Annotated in this window: 20 protein-coding genes; 8 read left to right on the top strand and 12 right to left on the bottom strand. The window is 69.3% G+C overall.

Annotated elements, in window-relative coordinates:
• The 8 genes from J2S55_RS38640 to J2S55_RS38605 are packed head-to-tail and all read right to left on the bottom strand — an operon-like array spanning position 1 to position 8,927.
• Positions 1-1,287, bottom strand: a complete 1,287-nt coding sequence (locus tag J2S55_RS38640) for a DUF6986 family protein (protein WP_306871429.1) — start codon at positions 1,285-1,287, stop codon at positions 1-3.
• Complete coding sequence (locus tag J2S55_RS38635; protein WP_306871427.1) at positions 1,284-2,738, bottom strand: amidohydrolase family protein; 1,455 nt, start codon at positions 2,736-2,738, stop codon at positions 1,284-1,286. Before J2S55_RS38635 ends, J2S55_RS38640 begins: the two co-directional genes overlap by 4 nt.
• On the bottom strand, positions 2,735-3,520 hold the full coding sequence (locus J2S55_RS38630; RefSeq protein ID WP_306871425.1) for an ABC transporter ATP-binding protein: 786 nt from the start codon (positions 3,518-3,520) through the stop codon (positions 2,735-2,737). The genes J2S55_RS38635 and J2S55_RS38630 overlap by 4 nt, the downstream gene beginning before the upstream one ends.
• Positions 3,517-4,446, bottom strand: a complete 930-nt coding sequence (locus tag J2S55_RS38625) for an ABC transporter ATP-binding protein (protein ID WP_306871423.1) — start codon at positions 4,444-4,446, stop codon at positions 3,517-3,519. Before J2S55_RS38625 ends, J2S55_RS38630 begins: the two co-directional genes overlap by 4 nt.
• The gene (locus J2S55_RS38620; protein ID WP_306871421.1) at positions 4,443-5,243 is read right to left on the bottom strand and encodes an ABC transporter permease; all 801 of its coding nucleotides are present in this window, start codon (positions 5,241-5,243) and stop codon (positions 4,443-4,445) included. Before J2S55_RS38620 ends, J2S55_RS38625 begins: the two co-directional genes overlap by 4 nt.
• Positions 5,240-6,172, bottom strand: a complete 933-nt coding sequence (locus J2S55_RS38615; protein ID WP_306871418.1) for an ABC transporter permease — start codon at positions 6,170-6,172, stop codon at positions 5,240-5,242. Before J2S55_RS38615 ends, J2S55_RS38620 begins: the two co-directional genes overlap by 4 nt.
• The gene (locus J2S55_RS38610) at positions 6,169-7,797 is read right to left on the bottom strand and encodes an ABC transporter substrate-binding protein (protein ID WP_306871415.1); all 1,629 of its coding nucleotides are present in this window, start codon (positions 7,795-7,797) and stop codon (positions 6,169-6,171) included. The genes J2S55_RS38615 and J2S55_RS38610 overlap by 4 nt, the downstream gene beginning before the upstream one ends.
• Positions 7,797-8,927 carry an amidohydrolase family protein gene (locus J2S55_RS38605; RefSeq protein WP_306871413.1) on the bottom strand — a complete coding sequence of 377 codons (1,131 nt, stop codon included), beginning with the start codon at positions 8,925-8,927 and terminating at the stop codon, positions 7,797-7,799. Before J2S55_RS38605 ends, J2S55_RS38610 begins: the two co-directional genes overlap by 1 nt.
• A 76-nt stretch (positions 8,928-9,003) precedes the next feature.
• Here J2S55_RS38605 and J2S55_RS38600 point away from each other — a divergent pair, with 76 nt between their 5' ends.
• On the top strand, positions 9,004-9,672 hold the full coding sequence (locus J2S55_RS38600) for a FadR/GntR family transcriptional regulator (RefSeq protein ID WP_306871410.1): 669 nt from the start codon (positions 9,004-9,006) through the stop codon (positions 9,670-9,672).
• A gap of 112 nt (positions 9,673-9,784) precedes the next feature.
• Positions 9,785-10,219 (top strand): VOC family protein, encoded by a 435-nt coding sequence (locus J2S55_RS38595; protein ID WP_306871406.1) that lies wholly within the window; start codon positions 9,785-9,787, stop codon positions 10,217-10,219.
• Between the two features lie 233 nt (positions 10,220-10,452).
• Here the strand turns inward: J2S55_RS38595 and J2S55_RS38590 are convergent, their stop codons facing one another.
• A complete protein-coding gene (locus J2S55_RS38590; protein ID WP_306871404.1) occupies positions 10,453-10,833 on the bottom strand; it encodes a nuclear transport factor 2 family protein in 381 nt (126 codons plus the stop codon).
• 88 nt (positions 10,834-10,921) lie between these two features.
• Between J2S55_RS38590 and J2S55_RS38585 the strand changes: the two genes are divergently transcribed.
• Complete coding sequence (locus J2S55_RS38585; RefSeq protein WP_306871401.1) at positions 10,922-11,572, top strand: winged helix-turn-helix transcriptional regulator; 651 nt, start codon at positions 10,922-10,924, stop codon at positions 11,570-11,572.
• Positions 11,573-11,799: 227 nt separating this feature from the next.
• Here the strand turns inward: J2S55_RS38585 and J2S55_RS38580 are convergent, their stop codons facing one another.
• Together J2S55_RS38580 and J2S55_RS38575 are read right to left on the bottom strand one after the other, a co-directional pair.
• The gene (locus tag J2S55_RS38580; RefSeq protein WP_306871398.1) at positions 11,800-12,693 is read right to left on the bottom strand and encodes an NAD(P)-dependent oxidoreductase; all 894 of its coding nucleotides are present in this window, start codon (positions 12,691-12,693) and stop codon (positions 11,800-11,802) included.
• A 185-nt stretch (positions 12,694-12,878) separates the two neighbouring features.
• Positions 12,879-13,211: a nuclear transport factor 2 family protein gene (locus J2S55_RS38575; protein ID WP_306871395.1), complete on the bottom strand. Its 333-nt coding sequence runs from the start codon at positions 13,209-13,211 to the stop codon at positions 12,879-12,881.
• 241 nt (positions 13,212-13,452) lie between these two features.
• Between J2S55_RS38575 and J2S55_RS38570 the strand changes: the two genes are divergently transcribed.
• Together J2S55_RS38570 and J2S55_RS38565 are read left to right on the top strand one after the other, a co-directional pair.
• Positions 13,453-14,163: a TetR/AcrR family transcriptional regulator gene (locus J2S55_RS38570; protein WP_306871393.1), complete on the top strand. Its 711-nt coding sequence runs from the start codon at positions 13,453-13,455 to the stop codon at positions 14,161-14,163.
• 187 nt (positions 14,164-14,350) lie between these two features.
• Complete coding sequence (locus J2S55_RS38565) at positions 14,351-14,875, top strand: hypothetical protein (RefSeq protein WP_306871391.1); 525 nt, start codon at positions 14,351-14,353, stop codon at positions 14,873-14,875.
• Positions 14,876-15,619: 744 nt separating this feature from the next.
• Here J2S55_RS38565 and J2S55_RS38560 read toward each other — a convergent pair.
• A complete protein-coding gene (locus J2S55_RS38560) occupies positions 15,620-16,771 on the bottom strand; it encodes an IS630 family transposase (protein WP_306863766.1) in 1,152 nt (383 codons plus the stop codon).
• 42 nt (positions 16,772-16,813) lie between these two features.
• On the opposite strand from J2S55_RS38560, the gene J2S55_RS38555 reads away from it, so the two are divergent.
• From J2S55_RS38555 to J2S55_RS38545, 3 genes are all read left to right on the top strand, one after another.
• A complete protein-coding gene (locus J2S55_RS38555; RefSeq protein ID WP_306863763.1) occupies positions 16,814-17,167 on the top strand; it encodes a hypothetical protein in 354 nt (117 codons plus the stop codon).
• 27 nt (positions 17,168-17,194) lie between these two features.
• A complete protein-coding gene (locus J2S55_RS38550; RefSeq protein ID WP_306871389.1) occupies positions 17,195-17,608 on the top strand; it encodes a WD40 repeat domain-containing protein in 414 nt (137 codons plus the stop codon).
• 636 nt (positions 17,609-18,244) lie between these two features.
• Complete coding sequence (locus J2S55_RS38545; RefSeq protein WP_306871388.1) at positions 18,245-18,631, top strand: VOC family protein; 387 nt, start codon at positions 18,245-18,247, stop codon at positions 18,629-18,631.
• The last annotated feature ends 97 nt before the right edge of the window (positions 18,632-18,728 follow it).

Raw genomic sequence — 18,728 nt, 5'->3', positions numbered from 1 at the left:
TCACTCCACCCGTCCGAGGCGACCTGGACCGGCCGGCTGGGTCAGTGCGCGGAGTCCGGGTGGGGCGATGCCGGCGAGGGTGCGGACCTCGGCCTCGTCGACGGCGCCGCAGTCAAGGCCGCGGACGAGGAATCCGGCCATCGCCCGGGCGGTCGCGGGCTCGTCGAGGAAGCCCGAATCCGCGCGGCCGAGATAGCCGCGCAGCCGGGCGGCCGCGGCGGGCAGTCCCTCACGGAAGAACGCGTAGACGGCGGCGTACCGGCTGGGGAGCTGGGCCGGATGCAGGTCCCAGCCCTGGTGGATGCCGCCCTCCAGGGCGCGCCGGACCAGGCGCGCGTGCAGCCGCCAGGCGGCGCGGACCGCGTCGGTGTCGCCGACCGGGAGCACGTTGGTCGAGCCGTCGCTGACGCGTACGCCGGTACCGGCGGCGGCGACCTGCATCACCGCCTTGGCGTGGTCGGCGACCGGATGCTCCACGCTCTGGTACGCCGCCGACACCCCGAGCGCCGCCGAGTAGTCGTAGGTGCCGTAGTGCAGGCCCGTGCAGCGCCCGGCCGAGACGCGGATCATCGATGCCAGCGGCGAGACGCCGTCCGGGCCGAGGATCGCCTGCGGTGTCTCCACCTGGATCTCGAACCGCAGGCTCCCGCCTTCCAGCCCGTACGCCGCTTCCAGCCGCTCGGCGGCCAGCACCATCGCCTCCACCTGCTCGACGGATGTCACCTTCGGGAGCGTGACGACGAAGCCGTCGGGCGGCGGGCCGAGAGTCTCCAGGAAGATCGCCAGGGTGCGCAGGCCGCGCCGCCGGGTCGGCGCCTCGAAACTCTTGAACCGGATTCCGCGGAAGGGCGAGCCGTCGCCGGAGGCGACAGCGGCGGCGAGGGCCTCCGCTGCGGCCCGGGCGGTGGCGTCCTCGTCGGCGTCCGAGCGGTTGCCGTAGCCGTCCTCGAAGTCGATCCTCAGGTCTTCGACCGGCTCGCGCTCCAGCTTGGCCCGGACCCGGTCGTACACCTCCGCCGCCGTCCGCGGCGGCAGGTCGAGCGCGCCGGCGAATTCCATGACGGTCCGGCCGTGCTCGGCCAGCGCCGCCCGGGCCTCCCGGCCCCATGTCCGTACGGTGTCCGAGGTGTAGCGGTCGGCCGGGACGTAGACGGTGTGCACCGGCTGCCGGCCGGACGGCTCACCGGGGTAGGCCGTACGCAGTCGCTCGTCCGCCGCGGCGAGCCGGGTGTCGAGCTCGGCGGCGAGCCCGGCGCTGAGCTCGGTGGCGAGGCCGGCGCCGCTCATGAGCCGGCCTCGACGACGCGGAAGGACGCGGGGAACAACAGTGCCTGGTCGCGGCGCATGTGGTCACGCTCAGAGTAGGCGGCCTTCATCGTCTCGAAGTAGGTCTGTGCGCGGAGCCGCATCGACTCCTCATCCACCCCCGCGATCATCCGGTCGCGCATCACCGGCCGGCCGTCGATCACCACGGTGGACACGTCGGCGCCCGTGCAGTTCATCAGCAACGTCCTGATCGGGTCGTCGACGGGGCCGGTGCGCGGGCCGGAGAGGTCCACGACGACCAGGTCGGCCTTGGCGCCGGGGGCGAGTCTGCCCAGATCGTCCCGGCCCAGTGCGCGGGCGCCGCCCAGCGTGGCGGCCCGGTAGTAGTCGGCGGCCGAGCCCGCCTCCAGCCGTCCGGTGACCAGCTTGGCCAGGTTGTTGCCGTAGTCCATGTTGCGGATCATGTCGGGCGGGAAGGAGTCGGTGCCCAGCGCCATGTTCACACCGGCCTCCCGGTAACGGTCGAAGTCGCGGAGCGCGTCGCCGTACCTGACGAAGGTGAGGGGGCAGTGCACGATCCCGGCCAGGGCCGCGAGCCGGTCCGGTGATCCCTCGAACGGCGTCTCGGGGTCACCGAGGTACAGGGCGTGTGGGATCAGCAGCCGGGGACCGAGCAGGCCCACCTCGGCCAGCACGTCCAGCGGGTGCCGGCCGTACCACTCGCGCAGCAACCGCAGCTCCGTCATCCCCTGCATGCAGTGCAGGCGGACCAGGCAGTCGAGTCCCTCCGCGGCTCGGGCGGTGGCGCGCAGCAGGTCGAGGGTGACGGTCTCGATGCGGCAGGGCAGGAGCGCCCCTCGGATCCGGCCGTCGTGGGCGCCGTCGACGTCCCGGACGAAGCGGATCGCGTCGGCGAGCCCCTTCTCGCCGAGCTCGGGCTCCCAGTGCACGTCCCTGCTGCCGTCGGCACGCAGCACCGGCACGCCGGAGCGGTAGGACGGACCCAAGTACATGCGCAGGCCGAGCCGTCCGGCGATCTCCACGACGCCGGCGAGCTCCTCGTACGACTCCGCCCAGGCGCTGTGCGTCTCGGCGGCGATCGGCATCGCCGTGGTGATGCCGTTGCGGATGAGCTGGGTGAGCGCGTACTCCCGCATGAAGAGCGTGTCCTCGAGCGGGAAGACGGCACGGCGCCGGTTGACGGCGTAGTCCTGTGACCACCCCAGCCCGCTGGAGTCGGCGTGCCAGGTGTCGAGGATGGCGTGGTCGATGTCGGCCAGCGCGTCCAGGTCGATGAAGCCCGGCCCGACGATCGCCTCACCGGCGTCGATCACCTCGTCGACCGGGCCGTCGTAGGAGCGGCCGACGTGGACGATCCGGTCGCGGTCGTAGACGACGCACGCGTCGCGGTGGATGACATGGTCGTCGCCGTCGAAGCCGATGACGAACGACGCCCTGACGAGAGTGCTCACTGTGTGTTCCTCCGGGTCGGCTTCCATCCGGGCCTGGGTACGGCGGCCAGCAGGGCTTTGGTGTATTCCTCCTGCGGCTCGCGCAGCAGGGCGCGGGTGGTTCCTCGCTCCACGACGCGGCCGTGACGCATCACGACGGCCGTGTCGCTGATCTGGTTGACCACGGCCAGGTCGTGGGAGATGAAGACATAGCTGATCGACCGCTGCTCGCGGATGTCGGCGAGCAGGTTGAGGATCTGCGCCTGGATCGAGACGTCGAGCGCGGCGACCGCCTCGTCCAGCACCAGCACGCGTGGCTCCACCGCCAGGGCGCGGGCGATGGCCACCCGCTGGCGCTGCCCTCCGGACAGCTGTCTGGGCAGCATCGCGGCGTGACGTTCGGCCAGGCCCACGGATTCGAGCAGGTCCAGCGCCTTCTTCCGCCGCTCGGCGGGGGTGAGCGAGAAGTGCAGGGCAAGGCTCGTCTCGACGACGTCGCCGACCCGCTGCAGCTTGTCCAGCGAGGAATAGGGGTCCTGGAAGACGATCTGGATCTCTCGTGCCCGTCTGCGCCGCTCCCCGGCCGACACCCGGCCTGCCGGACGCGGCCGCCCGCAGACGCTGATCGTCCCGCTGGTGGGCGTCTCCAGGCCGAGCAGCATGCGGGCGACGGTGGTCTTCCCCGACCCGGACTCTCCCACGATGGCCAGCGACTCGCCTTCGGCCACGGTGAAGGAGACCTCGTCGACCGCGGTGGCGGTGCCGTACGTCTTCCGTAGCCGCTCCGCTTCGATCACGCTCATGCCGTCTCCTCCGCTCTCAGGCAGGCGACCCCGCGGACGGACGGCGGCCGGCTCTCCCGGCAACGCGGCTCGGCCAGGTCGCAGCGTGGTGCGAACGCGCAGCCCTCCTCGGCTTCGAAGGCCGCCACGGGCCGTCCGGGGATCACCGGCAGCCGGTGCACCGTTCCCTCCAAACTGGGGCGTGATCTCATGAGGCCGCGCGTGTAGGGGTGGCGCGGCTCGCCGTCAAGGTCCTCCACGATCCGGCCCGCGTACATCACCGCGAGCCGGTCACATGTCGCGGCGGCCAGCTCCAGGTCGTGGGTGATCAACAGCATGGCCATGCCGTGCTCGCGGCGCAGCTCGTCCAGGATGGCCATGACCTCTGACTGGGTGGTCACATCCAGTGCGGTGGTCGGCTCGTCGGCCAGCACCAGGTCGGGTTCGACGGCGAGCACGGATGCGATCATGACGCGCTGCAGCAGACCGCCGGAGAGTTCGTGGGGGTGCTGGCGCAGGCGCCGCTCACCGTCGGTGATGCCGACCTCCTTGAGGAGCTGTACGGCTCGCGCCGACGCCTGCCGTACCGGCATCCGCAGGTTGTGGACCATGGCTTCGGTGAGGAAGTCGCCGACGCTGCGGACGGGGTTGATGTGCGCCCGCGGATCCTGGAAGATCATCGCGATCCGCTTGGCCCGCAGCCGCCGCAGTTCCCTGCCCGAGGGCACCTCGGCGCCGTCGAAGACGATCCTGCCGGTCACGCGGGCGCCCGGCGGGGTCAGGCCGATGACCGCCCGGGCGGTCATCGACTTGCCCGACCCGGACTCTCCCACCAGCCCGACGGCCTCTCCTCTGCCGATGGTCAGGTCCACCTGCTCCACCAGCGTCCGCCAGCTCCGTCCGTACGGCACGGCCAGGCCGAAGCCTTCCAACGTCAACAGGCTCACGGCTGCCTCCCCAGGCGATCACCCAACAGGTTCACTGCGGCCACCACCAGCGCGATCAGCAGGCCCGCGCTCAGCGCCTCCAGCGGCTGGCCCCGCATGGCGCTGTCCAGGCCGCTCTTGACCATCAGCCCCCAGTCGGCCGTGGGCGGCTGCACGCCCAGCCCGAGGAAGGAGACCGCCGCCACGTCGATCACCGCGAAGCCGAGCGCGGAGACCGACTGGGCGACGATGATCGGCCGCAGGTTGGGCAGCAGGTGGCGCAGGCAGATGGCGGTCGCGGAACGGCCCTGCACCCAGGCGGCGGCCACGTACGGCAGGTTGCGCTCACGCAGCGCCGCGCTCCGCACCACCCGAGCCACGTACGGGGTGTAGGCGACGGCCAGGCCGATCACCACGCCGGGGATGCCGGGACCGAGGACGGCCACGGTGACCAGCGCGAAAACGATGCCGGGCACGGAGAACAGCACATCCAGCAGGCGGGAGATGACCGCGTCCACCTTGCCGCCCGCCCAGGCGGCGACGATCGCCAGCGTGGTCCCCGCGACACTCGCGACGCAGATCACCAGCACCGGGGCGAGCAACGTGGTCCGCGCGCCGTACATCAGCCGGGACAGCACGTCCCGGCCCAGGGCGTCCCCGCCCAGGGGATGCGCGACGGAAGCGCCGCCCAGCGCGTTGAACAGGTCGGGCAGGTCGGGGTCGTAGGGCGCGAGCAGCGGCGCGAACAGGGTGATCACCACGGTGGCGGTCAGCAGGACGGCAGCGGCCACGCCCAGCCCGCCCAGACGGCGGGTCACTGCCGCGACAGGCGCGGGTCGAGAGCGGAGTAGCACAGGTCCACCACCAGATTGATCAGGACGAAGGCGGTGACGAGCACGAGCACCACCGCCTGGACGATCGCGAAGTCGCGTTGCAGGATCGCGCGGACGAACAACGAGCCCAGGCCGTCCAGGGCGAAGATGCTCTCCACCACGACCGAGCCCGCGATCAGCCCGGCGACGTTCAGGCCGACCACGGTCACCACCGGGATGGCCGCGTTGCGCAGCACGTGCCTGCGGACGATGTGCCCCTCGGCCAGGCCGCGGCTGCGGGCGGTCTCCACGTGCTCCCGGCCCAGCTCCTCCGACACCGAGGCCCGCGTGATACGGGCGAGGAACGCGGCGCTGGCCAGGCTGAGCGTTATCGCCGGGAGCGTGAGGTGGTGGATGCGGTCACCGAACCCGTTACCGGGCCCGAAGACCGGGAACCAGCCCAGTCCCAGCGCGAAGACGATGACGAGGATCACCCCGATCACGAACGGCGGCGTGGCCAGGAACACCGAGGAGATCAGGCTGACCGCGCCGTCGGCCTTGCCGCCGCGCAGCCCGGCCAGCAGGCCCATGGCCACGCCCCCGGCCACGATCAGCAGCGTCGCGTAGACCACCAGGAAGGCGGTCGTCGTCGCCCGGGAGGCCATCAGCGCGGAGACGTCCTGCCGATAGACCAGGGAGGTGCCGAAGTCGCCCGTCACCGCGTCACGCAGCCAGGCGGCGTAGCGCAGCAGGAACGGATCGTCCAGGTGGTACTGCGCGCGGATGGCCGCGACCTGCTCGGGGGTGCCGCTGCGGTTGCCGAGCAGGAACGCCATCGGGCCGCCGGGCACCAAGTAGAGCAGGCCGTACACCAGGAAGGAGGCGACCAGCAGGACCACGATCAGCCCTGCCAGTCGTTTCGCCAGGAACCTCATGCCGCGCCGAGGCCCGCGGCCCACGGGTAGTACAGGTAGGGGAAGGACGCGACGGCTCCGGTCACCCGCTTGTTCATGTACAGGATCACCGGCAGGTTGTTGAGCGGCATCCACGGCACGTCGGCGGTGACCTTCTGCTGGATCGTCGTCACCAGCGCCGCCCGCTCCGTCTCGTCGTAGGCCGCCCGCGCCTTCTTGATGTCGGCGTCCACGGCCGCGTAGTCGTTGAAGTTGGTGCGGCTACCCGCCAGGAAGACGGTGTAGATGTCGAGCGGGTCGGGCACGTTGCCGTACCAGGTGGAGAAGAAGGCGTCGATGCCCTCACGGGCCTTGGGGTCGCTGTAGAGGTTCCCGTACTGTTCGACGGGGATCACCTTGATCTCGATCTTCAGGCCGAGCGCCTCGCCGGTCGCCTTGATCAGGTTGGCGGTCTGCTCGTGGACGGCCGAGCTGCCCTGGATCCCGATGGTGATGGTCTGGGTGGGCGAGCCGGCCTCGGTGAGCAACTGCTTGGCCTTGGCCAGGTCGGGCGTCTCCGGAGGGAGCGCGTCATAGGCCTTCTGGAAGGCGTCCCGCTGGTATCCCCAGTATTCGGCACCGGCGAGGGTGCGCTGCGGCACCGCCGTCCCCTGGAAGACCACCTTGGAGATGGCCGCCCGGTCCAGCGCCAGCGACAGGGCCTGGCGGACCTTCGGGTCGGCGTACGGGCCGGTCTTGGCGGCGCCCAGCAGCGTCCAGAAGGTCAGCGACTTGCCGAGCGTGACCGAGCCGGTCGTGGACTGCTGGAGCTGGCCGAGTCCCGCGGGGGGCAGGTAGAAGTACTGCCCGTCCACCTCGCCGGAGCGCAGCGCGTTGACGGCGGTGGTCTCGTCGGCGATGAACCGGAAGACCAGTTCCTTGGTCTTGGGCCGCAACGCGGTGTCCCAGTAGGCGTCGTTGCGCTTGATCGTCAGCGAGTCGCCGGACTTCCAGCTCTCGTACTTGTACGGGCCGGTGCACATCACACCGCCGGTGGGCGAGCCCAGGTCCTTCTTCTTGGCGTACTCGGCGGAGACGATCGCGCCCGCCGCGGAGGCCATCGCCTGGTTGAACAGCACGTCGGGCTGCTTCAACGTGACGGTGACCTGCATCGGCCCCGTCGCCTTGATCGACTCCACGGTGTGGAAGTAGTCGCCCCACCAGGTGCCGAGTGCGGGATCGAGGTGGCGGTTGAGGCTGGCCGCGACGTCCTCGGCGGTCAGCGGCGTGCCGTCCCAGAACTTCACGCCGTCGCGGATCGTGTAGACCCACGTGGTCGGGCTGGGGTTGTCGGCCTTCTCGGCCAGGCCGGGTTCGATGCCGAACTCGGGGGTCAGCCGCAGCAGGCTCTCGCACATGTTGGCCAGCACGGTGTTCTCGGCGTAGTTGAACGACCTGATCGGGTCGACCGTCTGCGGCTCGTACGGCAGGTTCCACGTCACCTTGTCCAGTTCCCCGGTGGCCGGGGCGGTGACGGTTCTGAGCTCCAGCTTGGGCGCTCCGCCCGCTCCTTGCTGTTGTTGCTGTTGTGGTGACGCGGCCTGCTGGCCGCACGCGGTCAGGGCCAGCGCGAGGGCGGTGGCCACGGGTATGGCTCGACGGATCATCAATAGGACCTTTCGCGAACGTGTCCGTTGCGGACGACGAACTGGGGGATGGGCCTGTCCACGACGGCTTGGGCCATGGACTCGGCGCGGACCAGGATGAAGTCGGCGGGGTCACCGGGCTGGAGCCGCGCCGGCTCCAGGCCCAGCAGGACGGCGCCTCCGTGCGCCGCGATCTCGTAGCACGTGGCCAGCTCCTCATCGGTGCGGGCGTCGGTGCGGTAGGCGAGCAGGTGGGCGCGGTTGATCATGTCGCCGTCGCCGAACGGCGTCCACGGATCCCGCACCCCGTCGGATCCGAGGCCGACCAGCACGCCGGCTCCGAGCAGCGGACCGACGGGCAGGACCGGGTCCGCGCCGAGCGCGCAGGTGGTCAGCGCGACCTCCGCCTCGGCCAGCGTCTCGGCGAGGTCCTCTCGGTCGGCCAGGCAGAAGGCGTGGCTGATCGTGGTCGGCACACCGCTGGACTTCGTCCTGCGAGCGATCTCCAGCACCTGCGCGACCCCTTGCTCACCGCCGTCGTGCAGGTGGATGTCGAGCGGTACGGTGTGCCGCTCGGCCATGCCGTACAGCAGGTCGAGGTGTCCGTGCAGGTCGCCGTCGATGCCCACGGGGTCGAGCCCGCCGAGGATGTCCGCGCCCTCCTTCAGCGACTGCTCCATCAGCTCCGCCGTACCCGGCATCGAGAGCAGCCCGAGCTGGGGGAAGGCGACGATCTGCACGTCCAGCAGGCCCTCACGCGCCCGGGCCGCCTCCCGCACGCCGTGCACGTTGCTCAGCCCGTACACCGGGGCGACGTCCACGTGTGCCCGCCACGCCCGCGTACCGCGTGCGATCGCGTGATCCATGAGCGCCCCGGCCCGCTCGGCCACCGGCGCCGCCATCCCCGCCCGCGCCGCGACATCACCCTCGATCAGGTCGCGCAGTGTCTGGGCCGGAGTACGGCTCAGCCAGGGCTGGCCCCAGGTGGTCTTGTCGGGGTGGACGTGCGCGTCGACCGGGGCGGGCAGGGCGAGCAGTCCGCCCGCTTCCACCACCTCGCATCCTTCTGTTCTGCGTTCCAGGGGGACGACGCGGCCGTCTTCGACCAGGACATCGTGGGGGCGGACATCGGTGAACAGAATCTGAGCCATACCGGCTGATCCCCTTAACTTGCGGGCAACAGTGGCATAGAATTATCAGACATCAGATGATTAGAGAAGAGGACGAATGCGGCAAGTGGGCCGGACCACCCTCGTCGACTCCGCCATACGTGAGCTCCGCGAAGAGATCTCGAGCGGCGTCTGGCCGGTCGGCACAAAGATCCCCTCAGAGAGCCAGCTGGCCGAGATGCTGGGCGTGAGCAGGCTGTCAGTACGCGAGGCCGTCCGCGTTCTTGTCCACGCCGGCCTGCTCACCACACGTCAGGGCGACGGGACCTATGTCACCGCCACGGACGAGAGCGAGGTGGCGCTCAAGCGCCGCCTCGACCGCGCGGCGACGATGGACATCATCGACGTGCGGCGCGGCCTGGACCTCGTGGCGGCCCGATTGGCCGCCGAACGACGGACACCGGAGGACCTTGACGCGCTGAGGGAGACGCTGGAGCGGCGCACCACCGCCCACCAGGCCATAGATCTCGACGCGTTCGCCGACGCCGACCTCGGCTTCCACCTGTCCATCGCCGCGGCTTCGCACAACCCGGTGCTGCTGGACCTGTATCGCGGCATGAGCGAGGCGGTGCGCGACACGCTCCTCCGCGACCACTGCATGGAACGTGCCGTGCTCAGCTCCGACTCCTCCCACCAGGAACTGTACGAGGCGATCGAGGCCGGCGACGCGGCGGGCGCTGTCAAGATCGCGCTCGCCATTCTCGACGAGCAGGAGCGCGACCTCTGATGCTCCGCGTCCCGCCCGCCTCCAGCGGCGTGCGGGACAGGGGCCGCCGGCCGGGTGGGCGGGGGAGCGGGCCCGTGGAGACGACGGAAGCCCCCGCCCCTACGATGGACCGATGGCATCGATCAGGCAGATCCAAGTCACCTTCGACTGCGCGGACCCCGAGCGCGTCGCTCGTTTCTGGTGCGAGGTGTTGGGGTACGTCGTGCCGCCGCCACCGAAGGGGTTTGCCACTTGGGACGATTTCGATCGCGCACTGCCGCCTGAGCGTCAGGGGTCGGCGTTCGCGTGCGTCGATCCCTCAGGTGTGGGCCCGCGACTGTTCTTCCAGCGCGTTCCCGAAGGCAAGGTCGTCAAGAATCGGCTCCACCTTGACGTGCGGGTCGGCACCGGGCTCGTGGGGGAAGAGCGCCTGGCCGCGCTTGAGGCCGAATGCGCACGACTGATCGCGCTCGGCGCGGTACGCGTGCGACTACTGCCTGCCGACGACGACGACGAGTCGTGCCTCGTGATGCAGGACATCGAGGGCAACGAGTTCTGTCTCGACTGAGTGGCCGCGAACGCGGCACCTTCGCGGGCCGACCGGCCCGCCGACGCCCGGCGTGGCCTGCGGCAGCCCGAGGAGGTCCGGCCCGACGCAGCCGCCCGCAAGCTGCGCCGGGCCGGTGCCGAGCACCGTGACGCCCCGGTCCGCCACATCATCCTCCGCCGGCCCGTCCGGCCCGCCCCCGACGACGATGGGGCCCGGGACACAGGTGGCCGCTTGGACGGAGGACTGCTCGCTCAGCCCCCGCCCTTGGCCACGTAGTCGGCGGGGTCGTAGTGGAGTCGGAGCCGCTGGATCACGCCGTCGATGATCGTGAAGAACTCGGCGAGCCGGACGACACCCTTGGGCAGGTGGGCGTCGTAGAGAACGGCCGTGCCGTCCGGACCGTTGACCTCCTGGATCAGGTCGATCTTGCTGACGTTGGCGATGAAACCCTGGACACCCTGCCGGAACAGGGCTGCCCCGACGACGCGTCCAGCGATGGGCCCCTCGAAGTCGAGGTCATCAGCCAGCAGAGGCACGAGCTCCTGGCCATCCCCGTAGTTCTCGATCCCACCGGTGAGGACCCGGTAGTACGCCTGGACCACGGAAGGCGCGTCGTCGCTGACGACGGTCATGTTGCTCTCCCTTCGAACACCCGATCGTTCGGTTGAGAAAATAAACCACCTAATAGAGATTCTCAACCATCCCCGCTAAACTGGGCTCATGCGTTCGTACAACCAGTACTGCTCGATGGCACGCGCCCTGGATCTGGTTGGTGACCGCTGGGTCCTGCTGATCGTCCGCGAACTCCTCACCCAAGGCCCCTGCCGCTTCTCCGCCCTGCGCCGCGGACTGCCCGGCATCGCCAGCAACCTGCTGGCCGATCGGCTGCGCGAGATGGAGTCGGCCGCACTGATCGCCCGGCACGATGAGCCGCCCCCGGTCTCCGCGACACTGATCAGCCTCACCGACCGCGGCCGCGACCTCGGCGGCGTCGTCCGCGAGCTGACCCGCTGGGGCGCACCCCTGATGATCGACCCGCCGCTTGACGACGAGTTCCGGGTGCACTGGCTCTCGCTGCCCCTGCGCCATCTGTGCCGCGACAACTCACCCGATGAGCCGCCTGTCACCGTGCGCGTCGGCGACCTGCACGACGGCTGCGACATCATCGCCGCACACGGCCAGGTCGACGTGCAGCCCTGTTCGACCGCACGGCAGCCCGGAGCGACGATCACGGCGCCGCCACAGGTGCTCGTCGCGCTCTTCACCGGACAGCTGACCCTGCGGACGGCCGAGACCCAGGGACTGGTCGTCGACGGCTCCGCGGCTGCACTGCAACGCCTTCTACCGAACAGAGGACACATCGATGCCTGACGGTCTACCGAACAGCGGACACGCCGATGCCTGACGGTCACGACGCGCTGGGGCTCCTTGAGGAGATCGCCGCGGACTTCGGCGACGGACCCGATGTCGTCCTGGGGACGATATCGGGGTCTTCTCGACCGACCGGTGTTGGACAGAGCACAGCATTCGGAGCAGAGCCGGGCACGGAATGCGTGATCCGGGTTCCCGGCTCTGCTCGTTCCGCCGTAGGGAAGAAGTCAGACCGAGGGCTTGCGGAACTGCCTGATCATCGCTGCGTAACTGTCGTCGGCGTGGCCGTCGGTGGCCGCACGCCTGGCCAGTTCCAGGAAGAGATTCGGCAACTCGGTGTTGACGCCGAGCGCCTCGGCCTCCTGGACCAGGTGCTCCATCCCGCCCATGTGAACGGCAACGGTGGCGTCGGTGGCCGGATACCTGCCCTCGTCGATCTGCTGCGCGTATGCGGAAACGTAGTCGGCCGTCACGTTGATCGCGGTGTTGGCCAGGGTCGCGAAAGTCGTCGCCTTGACGTTCGCGGCGCCCAGCAGTGCGGCCCCCTGCAGGAAGCCGTTCAGGACACCCCACATGATGCTCAGGACGGACATGTCGTACAGGGCAGACAGGCCGTGGTCCTCGTCGAGGTAAACGGTTCCGGTCTCGCTGAGTGCCTGCAGGGTGGCCTGGTGCTCCTCGAAGGCGACCTTCGAGCCGGAGTACAACAGCGTGGCATCGGCGGTGCCGACGGCCTGGGGAAGGGCAAGGATCGCCCCGTCGAGGTAAGCGCTGTCGATCTTGGCCGCCCATCCGGCGGTCTCGCGAGCCTGGGTGGAACTGGCCGTGGTCAGGTTGACGAGGGTACGGCCGGCCAGCGAGGGGCCGACCGGGTCCAGCAACTCATGCACGGCGTCGTAGTCCGAGACACAGACAACGACGAGTGGGCTTGCCTCGACCGCGCTCTTGATCGAGTCGGCCAGGGTGGCACCGTTGGCGACGAGATCGTCAGCCTTGGCTGCCGATCGGTTCCAGACGGTGGTCGGGTGACCGTTCATCAGGAAGGCCGTGGCCAGCGCATGGCCCATCAGTCCCAGGCCGACAACGGTGACCGGCGATTGCGAGGCGGAAAGGGGGGACATATGTGCTCCTGCGTATCTCATGCGGCGTCCGCCGCGACGGGTGTGGTTGCCGTGACTGAGGTCTGGGCGTAGTAGGTCGCCGGTCCGGACGGCCCGGCCAGGCATGTCGTGCTGGTCACCGGGTCCGGCTATCGGCCGTTGCGGCGAGGTGGCCAGAGCGGCGGTCCCGCCGTGCCGCGGGCGCCTTATACGAAGAACCCGACGATGCTGCGGATGCGGCCCCCGGCGAACTCGACGACGTCGTAGCCGGTGGCGACCGTGCCGAGTTTCCAGCTGAACAGCGCGCGGTCGTGGTGGGCGCCGACCACGGTGTCGAGGGTGAACCTCAGGTCGCCGAGCTTCTCCCGGGCGCGGCCGATCGCCTCGGACAGTTCGGCGTGCCCACGCAGGCCCGCGTTGGCGGGGTCGGTGTAGAGCGAGTCCTCGGTGAGGACGGACTTCATCAGTGTCACCCGGGCGGCGGCGTCTCGCTCGTTCCAGATGTCGAGGTAGGCGAGGATCACATCGGTGGTGCTCACTTGCCGGCTCCTTCCAAGGGGACGTTCGCTGTGGCCACAGAGCGGGCCTGAGGGCGAGGGCGATCAGCGCCACGTATCCGATGTCGCAGTCGAGCGCCACGATGATCCGGGTCAACGCCGACAGCCCCGGGACGAGGTCCTTCTCCGGTCACAAGCCCTCATTTCTACATGCCGTCGTGTTACTACACGGCGTTCAGACTTAGCACGATGTAGATTAGACCAACCCTGTAGACTGTCAAGGGTGAGCGACCACACGACGAGCCGCCGCGACCGGCTACGCGCCCAGACCAGCGCCGAGATCAAGGCGATCGCCATGAAGCTCATGGCGGACGGCGGCCCGGACGCAATCTCGCTACGCGCGATCGCCCGCGAGATGGGCATGACGGCCGGCGCGATCTACAGCTACTTCGCCACCCGCGACGACCTCATCACGACGCTCATCGGCGACGTCTACACCTCGGCGGTCGACGCCGCCGAGGCCGCCCGCGACGCGGTGCCGGAGACCGATCCGGGCGGCCGGATCCTGGCCTGGGCCCAAGCCATGCGCGAGTGGGCGTTGGCCAACCCCGAAGGCTTCCGGCTGATCTACGGCGACTCCGTGCCCGGCTACCGTCCGCCCGACGACGGCCCCGGCAAGCAGGCCGAGGTGCGCGCCTGCAACGGACTGATCGGCCTCGTCGCCGCAGCCTGGCCGGCGGTCCAGGCGCGCCGGTCCGAGGACCGCGCCTACAGCTGGGCCGACTTCGACCCGGACCTGGTGGCCCATGTCCGGAAGGACTTTCCGGACCTGCCACCGGCAGGCATCGCGATGACGCTGAGGGTGTGGGGCCGCATGCACGGGCTCGTGGCCCTGGAGATCTACGGCCACCTGCGCACCGCCATCCAGGACCCGGCCGTTGTCTACCGCGACGAGATGCACGACCTCATCGCCTCCCTCGGCCCCATACCGTGACCGCCGCCCACAGTCAGCGGGGATCCGGCGAACGGGTCGATCACGAGGAGCACATGGCTGACGCCGCCGGCAACACCCTCTGCGGCACGATCACCTCACTGGATCCGGTCACGCCGTGCGGCCATCACGGGTGACCGGGACGTACTGCCCCTTGAAGCCAGAACCCGACTGCCCTGGAGAAGTCGTCATGACCATGCCTGAACATGTCACGACCTGGCGCGACGCTCGCTACGACATGCCTGTCAGTCAGCAGCTGGAGCGCTACAACGAGTTGGCCGCCAAACACGCGTCGGCTCGCGCCCGGATCGAGCTGGTGGACCGAGGGATCTATGACCCCGCCCGGCATGGAGCTGATGACCGTCCTCCGCTCACCGTGGCCGAGCACATTGAACTGCTGGCGCTGGCGGAGTGCATCGCGCGCACCGTGCGCCATCCCGCCAATGTCCACCACGCATTGCTGGCCGGGGTCACCTGGGCCGATATCGCCCATATTGTCGACTCCGACGGGCTCGCCGTTCGGCGGGACTACCAGCAATGGGCTGACGACCAGCATGACCTCAACCGGCACGACCCCAGCCTCGGCATGACCACCGATGAGCACGCCGCTGCGACCGCCAGAGCTGCGGAGGGGGCGGGAGACACCTTCTCACGGACCGTGACACCCACAGATCCGGGTCCAGCCGAGATACGGCCAGAACCGGCCATGGGTTGATCTTGAAGCCCCCAACCTGAGCGAAGTGCCAATCGCCAGTACGGCCAAGCTCCGCTTCCACTTCCGAGATGAGCCAATCTCGGAAGTCGACTCCATGCCGCGCTTCCGAGATTCCGCGTCCCAGAGTCGCGGAGACACTCCGGTTCACTTCCGAGATTACGAGCATGATCGACTGATGGCCGGTCTTCCCCGTATCTCGGCTGGACCCGTATGGTGGCCAACCCCGCAAAGCCTCATTATTCATGGCCGGACGGGTGGCGGCTGGAGACGACACCGGAGGGAACCGGCCACCTGATCCAGAAGGGGGCAGAGCGCGCCCCGGTCCAGAATGCCTGACCGAAGGCGGGCCGGCGGTGGCGCCTCTGAGGCGGATACGGGACAGTGGCATACATTCTATCCGGTTCCCGAGACGGCGTCTGACCAGGTCAGCGCAGTGAGATCACTGCGGGAACCAATCCGGCCCTACGCCGGGCATGGCTATCCACAGCCGAAACCTCGGCTTCCGCCTCCACCGCCTGACCAGTCCTATTAGCCCTTTCCGGCTTACTTGGTCTGCCCCCCTCGCTCCGCTCGGTCCGCTCCACCTGGACCTGGGGCATCGTCGATGACCGAGCCGGGGCCGATGAGGTAGCCGCCGCGGCCGCCCCGCCCGGGGGCGCGCACGTCGATGCCGGGCCCGAGCCCGGAGGTTCCGCCGGAGCTGCCGGTGATCACTAGTGGTCGCGCCCGTTAATTCGTCGGGGGTCATCCGGCCAGCGGGTGCGGTGCATGCCGGTCGTGCTGTCTGATGCGTGCCAGGAGGCGGTTGAGGTCGGTGCGGGTGAACTTCCAGTCGAAGGGCCTGGCTGCGGCGTTGTAGTGGTTCTCGAAGGCGAGGATTTGGGCGGCGAGCTCATCGAGGTCCTCAAAGTCGTCGGGGCTGAGGAGCTTGCGCTGGATGACGGAGAAGTAGACCTCGATCTGGTTGAGCCAGGAGGCGTGGACGGGCAGATGGACCATCTGGGCGTTCGGGTAGGCGTCGCTGAGCCGGGCTGCCGCCGCCCAGTTCCGGTGCGAGGAGCCGTTGTCCACGACCCAAAAGACCCGCCTGGCCGAAGCGTATGGCTCGCTCTGCATCACCTGGTCCACGAGCGCGGTGAACGGCCTGATGCCAGTGGTTGGCTCGCACCGACCCATGACCCGGGCATGATGGACGTCGTAGGCGGCCAGGTAGGCGAGGGTGCCGAAGCGGTGGTACTCGCTCTCGATCCGCATCGCCCGCCCCGGCCCCGGTGGGAGCGGGAGGTGGATGCGCATGCGGGCCTGGACGCCGGGCTTCTCGTCGGCGCTGAGCACGTACTCGTCCTCACCGAGCGGCTCCCCTTCCCATTCCCGCTGGTAGAGGTCCAGGACGCGGGATGCCTTGAGGGCGAAGTGCGGGTCACGAGGAAAGATCCACGACCGGTGCTGCCAGGGCTTCAGGGCGTCGTCGGCGAGCCAGCGGCGCACGGTGGACGCCGAGGGCGCGGGAGCGATGCCGCTGGCTGCCGTATGGCGGGCCAGCTCGGGGCAGGTCCATCGGGCCAGGGGAGTTCCGCTCGAGGTGGGCATCTCGCACGCGAGGGCCTTGACCCCGGCCACGATGCGGGCGGAGAACACGCGCGGCCTGCCGGGGCGCGGCGCGTCGGCCAGCCCCTCGATGCCCTGTTCACAGTACCGACGCCGCCATTTGCGGGCCGTGTCCTGGCAGATGCCCAGTCGCTCCGCGATCATCCGGTTCGCTGTGCCCGCCGCGGCGAGCAGCACAATCTGTGATCGCAGCACCAGGCGAAACGGCGCTGAGCCGCGCCGGGACAGGGACTCCAGCTCAGCGCGCTCAGCGTCGCCAAGGCATATGACATAGGGACTGGAGGGCATGCCCTCCATGGTGCAGCCAGGCGGGTAGGGCACGATGGCCGTATGGCAAGGCCACCTGAGTCGACCATGACCTCGCTACGCCAGCGCCTGGCCGCCAGGGCACGCGAGCGCTGGCCTCAGCTCGCCGGCATCACCGTCCGCTATCACGGCGAGTTCGCCTATGTCGCCGGCCGGCTCCCCGATGGCACCACCCTGCCGCTCTGCCGGCTCCGCTACGCTGGATCCGCCACCAGCTGGGGGTTCGCCATTTACCGCGCCAGCCACGACGACTACGAGAAGTCCGTCCTGTCCACCGGCTACCCGGCCGGCACCCCGCAGGAAGCCCTCGACTGCGCCTGTGGCCTCTACCTCGGCGACACTACGGCCTGGCTCAACCCGCCATCCCCGACGAATTAACGGGCGCGACCACTAGATTCTGTACCCATGTCCATCACAGGAGCTTTGACCCGCATACTCACCGGTCACGATGATCGAGTGGTGTTGTCGGTGGCGGTGACACCCGACAGCCGCCAGGTGATCAGCTCTGACGACAGTGCGACGGTACGTGTGTGGGACCTGGAGACCGGGCGGCAGCGGGCCGTACTGACCGGCCACGACGGCGGGGTACCGGCGGTGGCGGTGACACCCGACGGCCGCCACGTGATCAGCGCCGGCGAACACCACACGCCATGCGTGTCGAACCTGAGGGCCAGGCAAGTACAGGCGCGGCTGACCGGCCACGAGGGCTCTGTGTTCGCGGTGGCGGTGACGCCCGATGGCCGTCATGTGATCAGCGGCGGCGTCGACAGAACGATCCGCGTGTGGAGCGGGGTAGGATCTGCAGATCATCGACGTTGACGCCGACGCGCCGTTGCAGGCCCCCTGCTCCCGAAGATGTCCCCAGCCCCAAAGTAGCTGTGTGAGTGATCACAATTGCGGTTCTCGTCAGCTATCAAGGAAGGCTGGCGACTGCCAGTAAGTCGCCCGAGCCGACGAGGTGGCTCCCGAACTCACCGACACGGCATTGCGACCGAGTCGATCAAGAGAGCCAGTCAGCAACATTCGGCTCCGTTTCTCACCGACATAGCCAATCCTGAGGCCGCTCATGTGTGGCCGGGCGGGTGGTGGCTGGAGGCAGCGCCGGATGGGACCGATCGCCTGATCCGAGAGGAGATAGACCCCTACTCGGTAGGGGAGGACTGCCGGAGGCGGCGGGCCGGCGGTGGCGTCCCTGAGCCGGATACCGGACAGTGCATCAGTTCTGTCCGGTCAGCCCCTTACTTTGCCCCTGGCCGTAGCTTCGGGAGTCCTGAGCCGTGACGAACAGGCCGCCACGACAGCGAACGTGCAATGAGTCGCGAGCCGTGAAGCTACTGGCGGGTCACTCGTTCCCGGTGTCCGGGGCCAGGACCTTCGAGCCGTACTGAGCTCGGCGATAACTACATGAGACCCGGCACGAGGCGTCGGCGCCGGGCTCTCGTAGACTCCGCGGTCATGACAGAACGATGGCCCTTCATCCACCACGTGACCTTCATCGCCGCGGACCTCGAGGCGAGCACGCGCTTCTTCACCGCCGCGCTGAAGCCCCTCGGTGTCGTCGGACAGGCGGCTGACGGCGGAGCGGAGTTCTGGGAGGAGGAGTTGGACACCCCGTCCTTCGGTCTGTATCCCGCGGGCGATGCCACGGTGACTCGGGGCGCGCACATCGCATTCACCGCCCGCGACCGAGCCGCAGTCGACGCCTTCCACGCGGCCGCGCTGGCGGCTGGCGGCAAGTCCCGGCACGAACCCCGGCATTGGCCCGAGTATGGCGCCTACTGCGCGTTCGTGGATGACCCGGACGGCAACAACATCGAGGCGGTGTACAAGGAGCAGGCGTAGGGCCAGCACCTGGCGGTGAGCTCGGCAGGTCGAAGATGTTCCGAGACGTCCAGCAGGGCAGCACGGTCGCCTTCGTCGTGGACGACCTCGCAACGGT

It is taken from the genome of Streptosporangium brasiliense (assembly GCF_030811595.1).
GTDB lineage: Bacteria > Actinomycetota > Actinomycetes > Streptosporangiales > Streptosporangiaceae > Streptosporangium > Streptosporangium brasiliense.
Note: the sequence above shows the minus strand (reverse complement) of the source record. Positions and strands in the feature narration are given on the sequence as shown.

What these genes read in the sequence shown, in the direction of transcription:
- J2S55_RS38640 (WP_306871429.1), bottom strand. Translation starts at nt 1,287, where the DNA reads ATGAGCGGCGCCGGCCTCGCCACCGAGCTCAGCGCCGGGCTCGCCGCC.
- J2S55_RS38630 (WP_306871425.1), bottom strand. Translation starts at nt 3,520, where the DNA reads ATGAGCGTGATCGAAGCGGAGCGGCTACGGAAGACGTACGGCACCGCC.
- J2S55_RS38615 (WP_306871418.1), bottom strand. Translation starts at nt 6,172, where the DNA reads ATGAGGTTCCTGGCGAAACGACTGGCAGGGCTGATCGTGGTCCTGCTG.
- J2S55_RS38610 (WP_306871415.1), bottom strand. Translation starts at nt 7,797, where the DNA reads ATGATCCGTCGAGCCATACCCGTGGCCACCGCCCTCGCGCTGGCCCTG.
- J2S55_RS38605 (WP_306871413.1), bottom strand. Translation starts at nt 8,927, where the DNA reads ATGGCTCAGATTCTGTTCACCGATGTCCGCCCCCACGATGTCCTGGTC.
- J2S55_RS38600 (WP_306871410.1), top strand. Translation starts at nt 9,004, where the DNA reads ATGCGGCAAGTGGGCCGGACCACCCTCGTCGACTCCGCCATACGTGAG.
- J2S55_RS38595 (WP_306871406.1), top strand. Translation starts at nt 9,785, where the DNA reads ATGGCATCGATCAGGCAGATCCAAGTCACCTTCGACTGCGCGGACCCC.
- J2S55_RS38590 (WP_306871404.1), bottom strand. Translation starts at nt 10,833, where the DNA reads ATGACCGTCGTCAGCGACGACGCGCCTTCCGTGGTCCAGGCGTACTAC.
- J2S55_RS38585 (WP_306871401.1), top strand. Translation starts at nt 10,922, where the DNA reads ATGCGTTCGTACAACCAGTACTGCTCGATGGCACGCGCCCTGGATCTG.
- J2S55_RS38580 (WP_306871398.1), bottom strand. Translation starts at nt 12,693, where the DNA reads ATGTCCCCCCTTTCCGCCTCGCAATCGCCGGTCACCGTTGTCGGCCTG.
- J2S55_RS38565 (WP_306871391.1), top strand. Translation starts at nt 14,351, where the DNA reads ATGACCATGCCTGAACATGTCACGACCTGGCGCGACGCTCGCTACGAC.
- J2S55_RS38560 (WP_306863766.1), bottom strand. Translation starts at nt 16,771, where the DNA reads ATGCCCTCCAGTCCCTATGTCATATGCCTTGGCGACGCTGAGCGCGCT.
- J2S55_RS38555 (WP_306863763.1), top strand. Translation starts at nt 16,814, where the DNA reads ATGGCAAGGCCACCTGAGTCGACCATGACCTCGCTACGCCAGCGCCTG.
- J2S55_RS38550 (WP_306871389.1), top strand. Translation starts at nt 17,195, where the DNA reads ATGTCCATCACAGGAGCTTTGACCCGCATACTCACCGGTCACGATGAT.
- J2S55_RS38545 (WP_306871388.1), top strand. Translation starts at nt 18,245, where the DNA reads ATGACAGAACGATGGCCCTTCATCCACCACGTGACCTTCATCGCCGCG.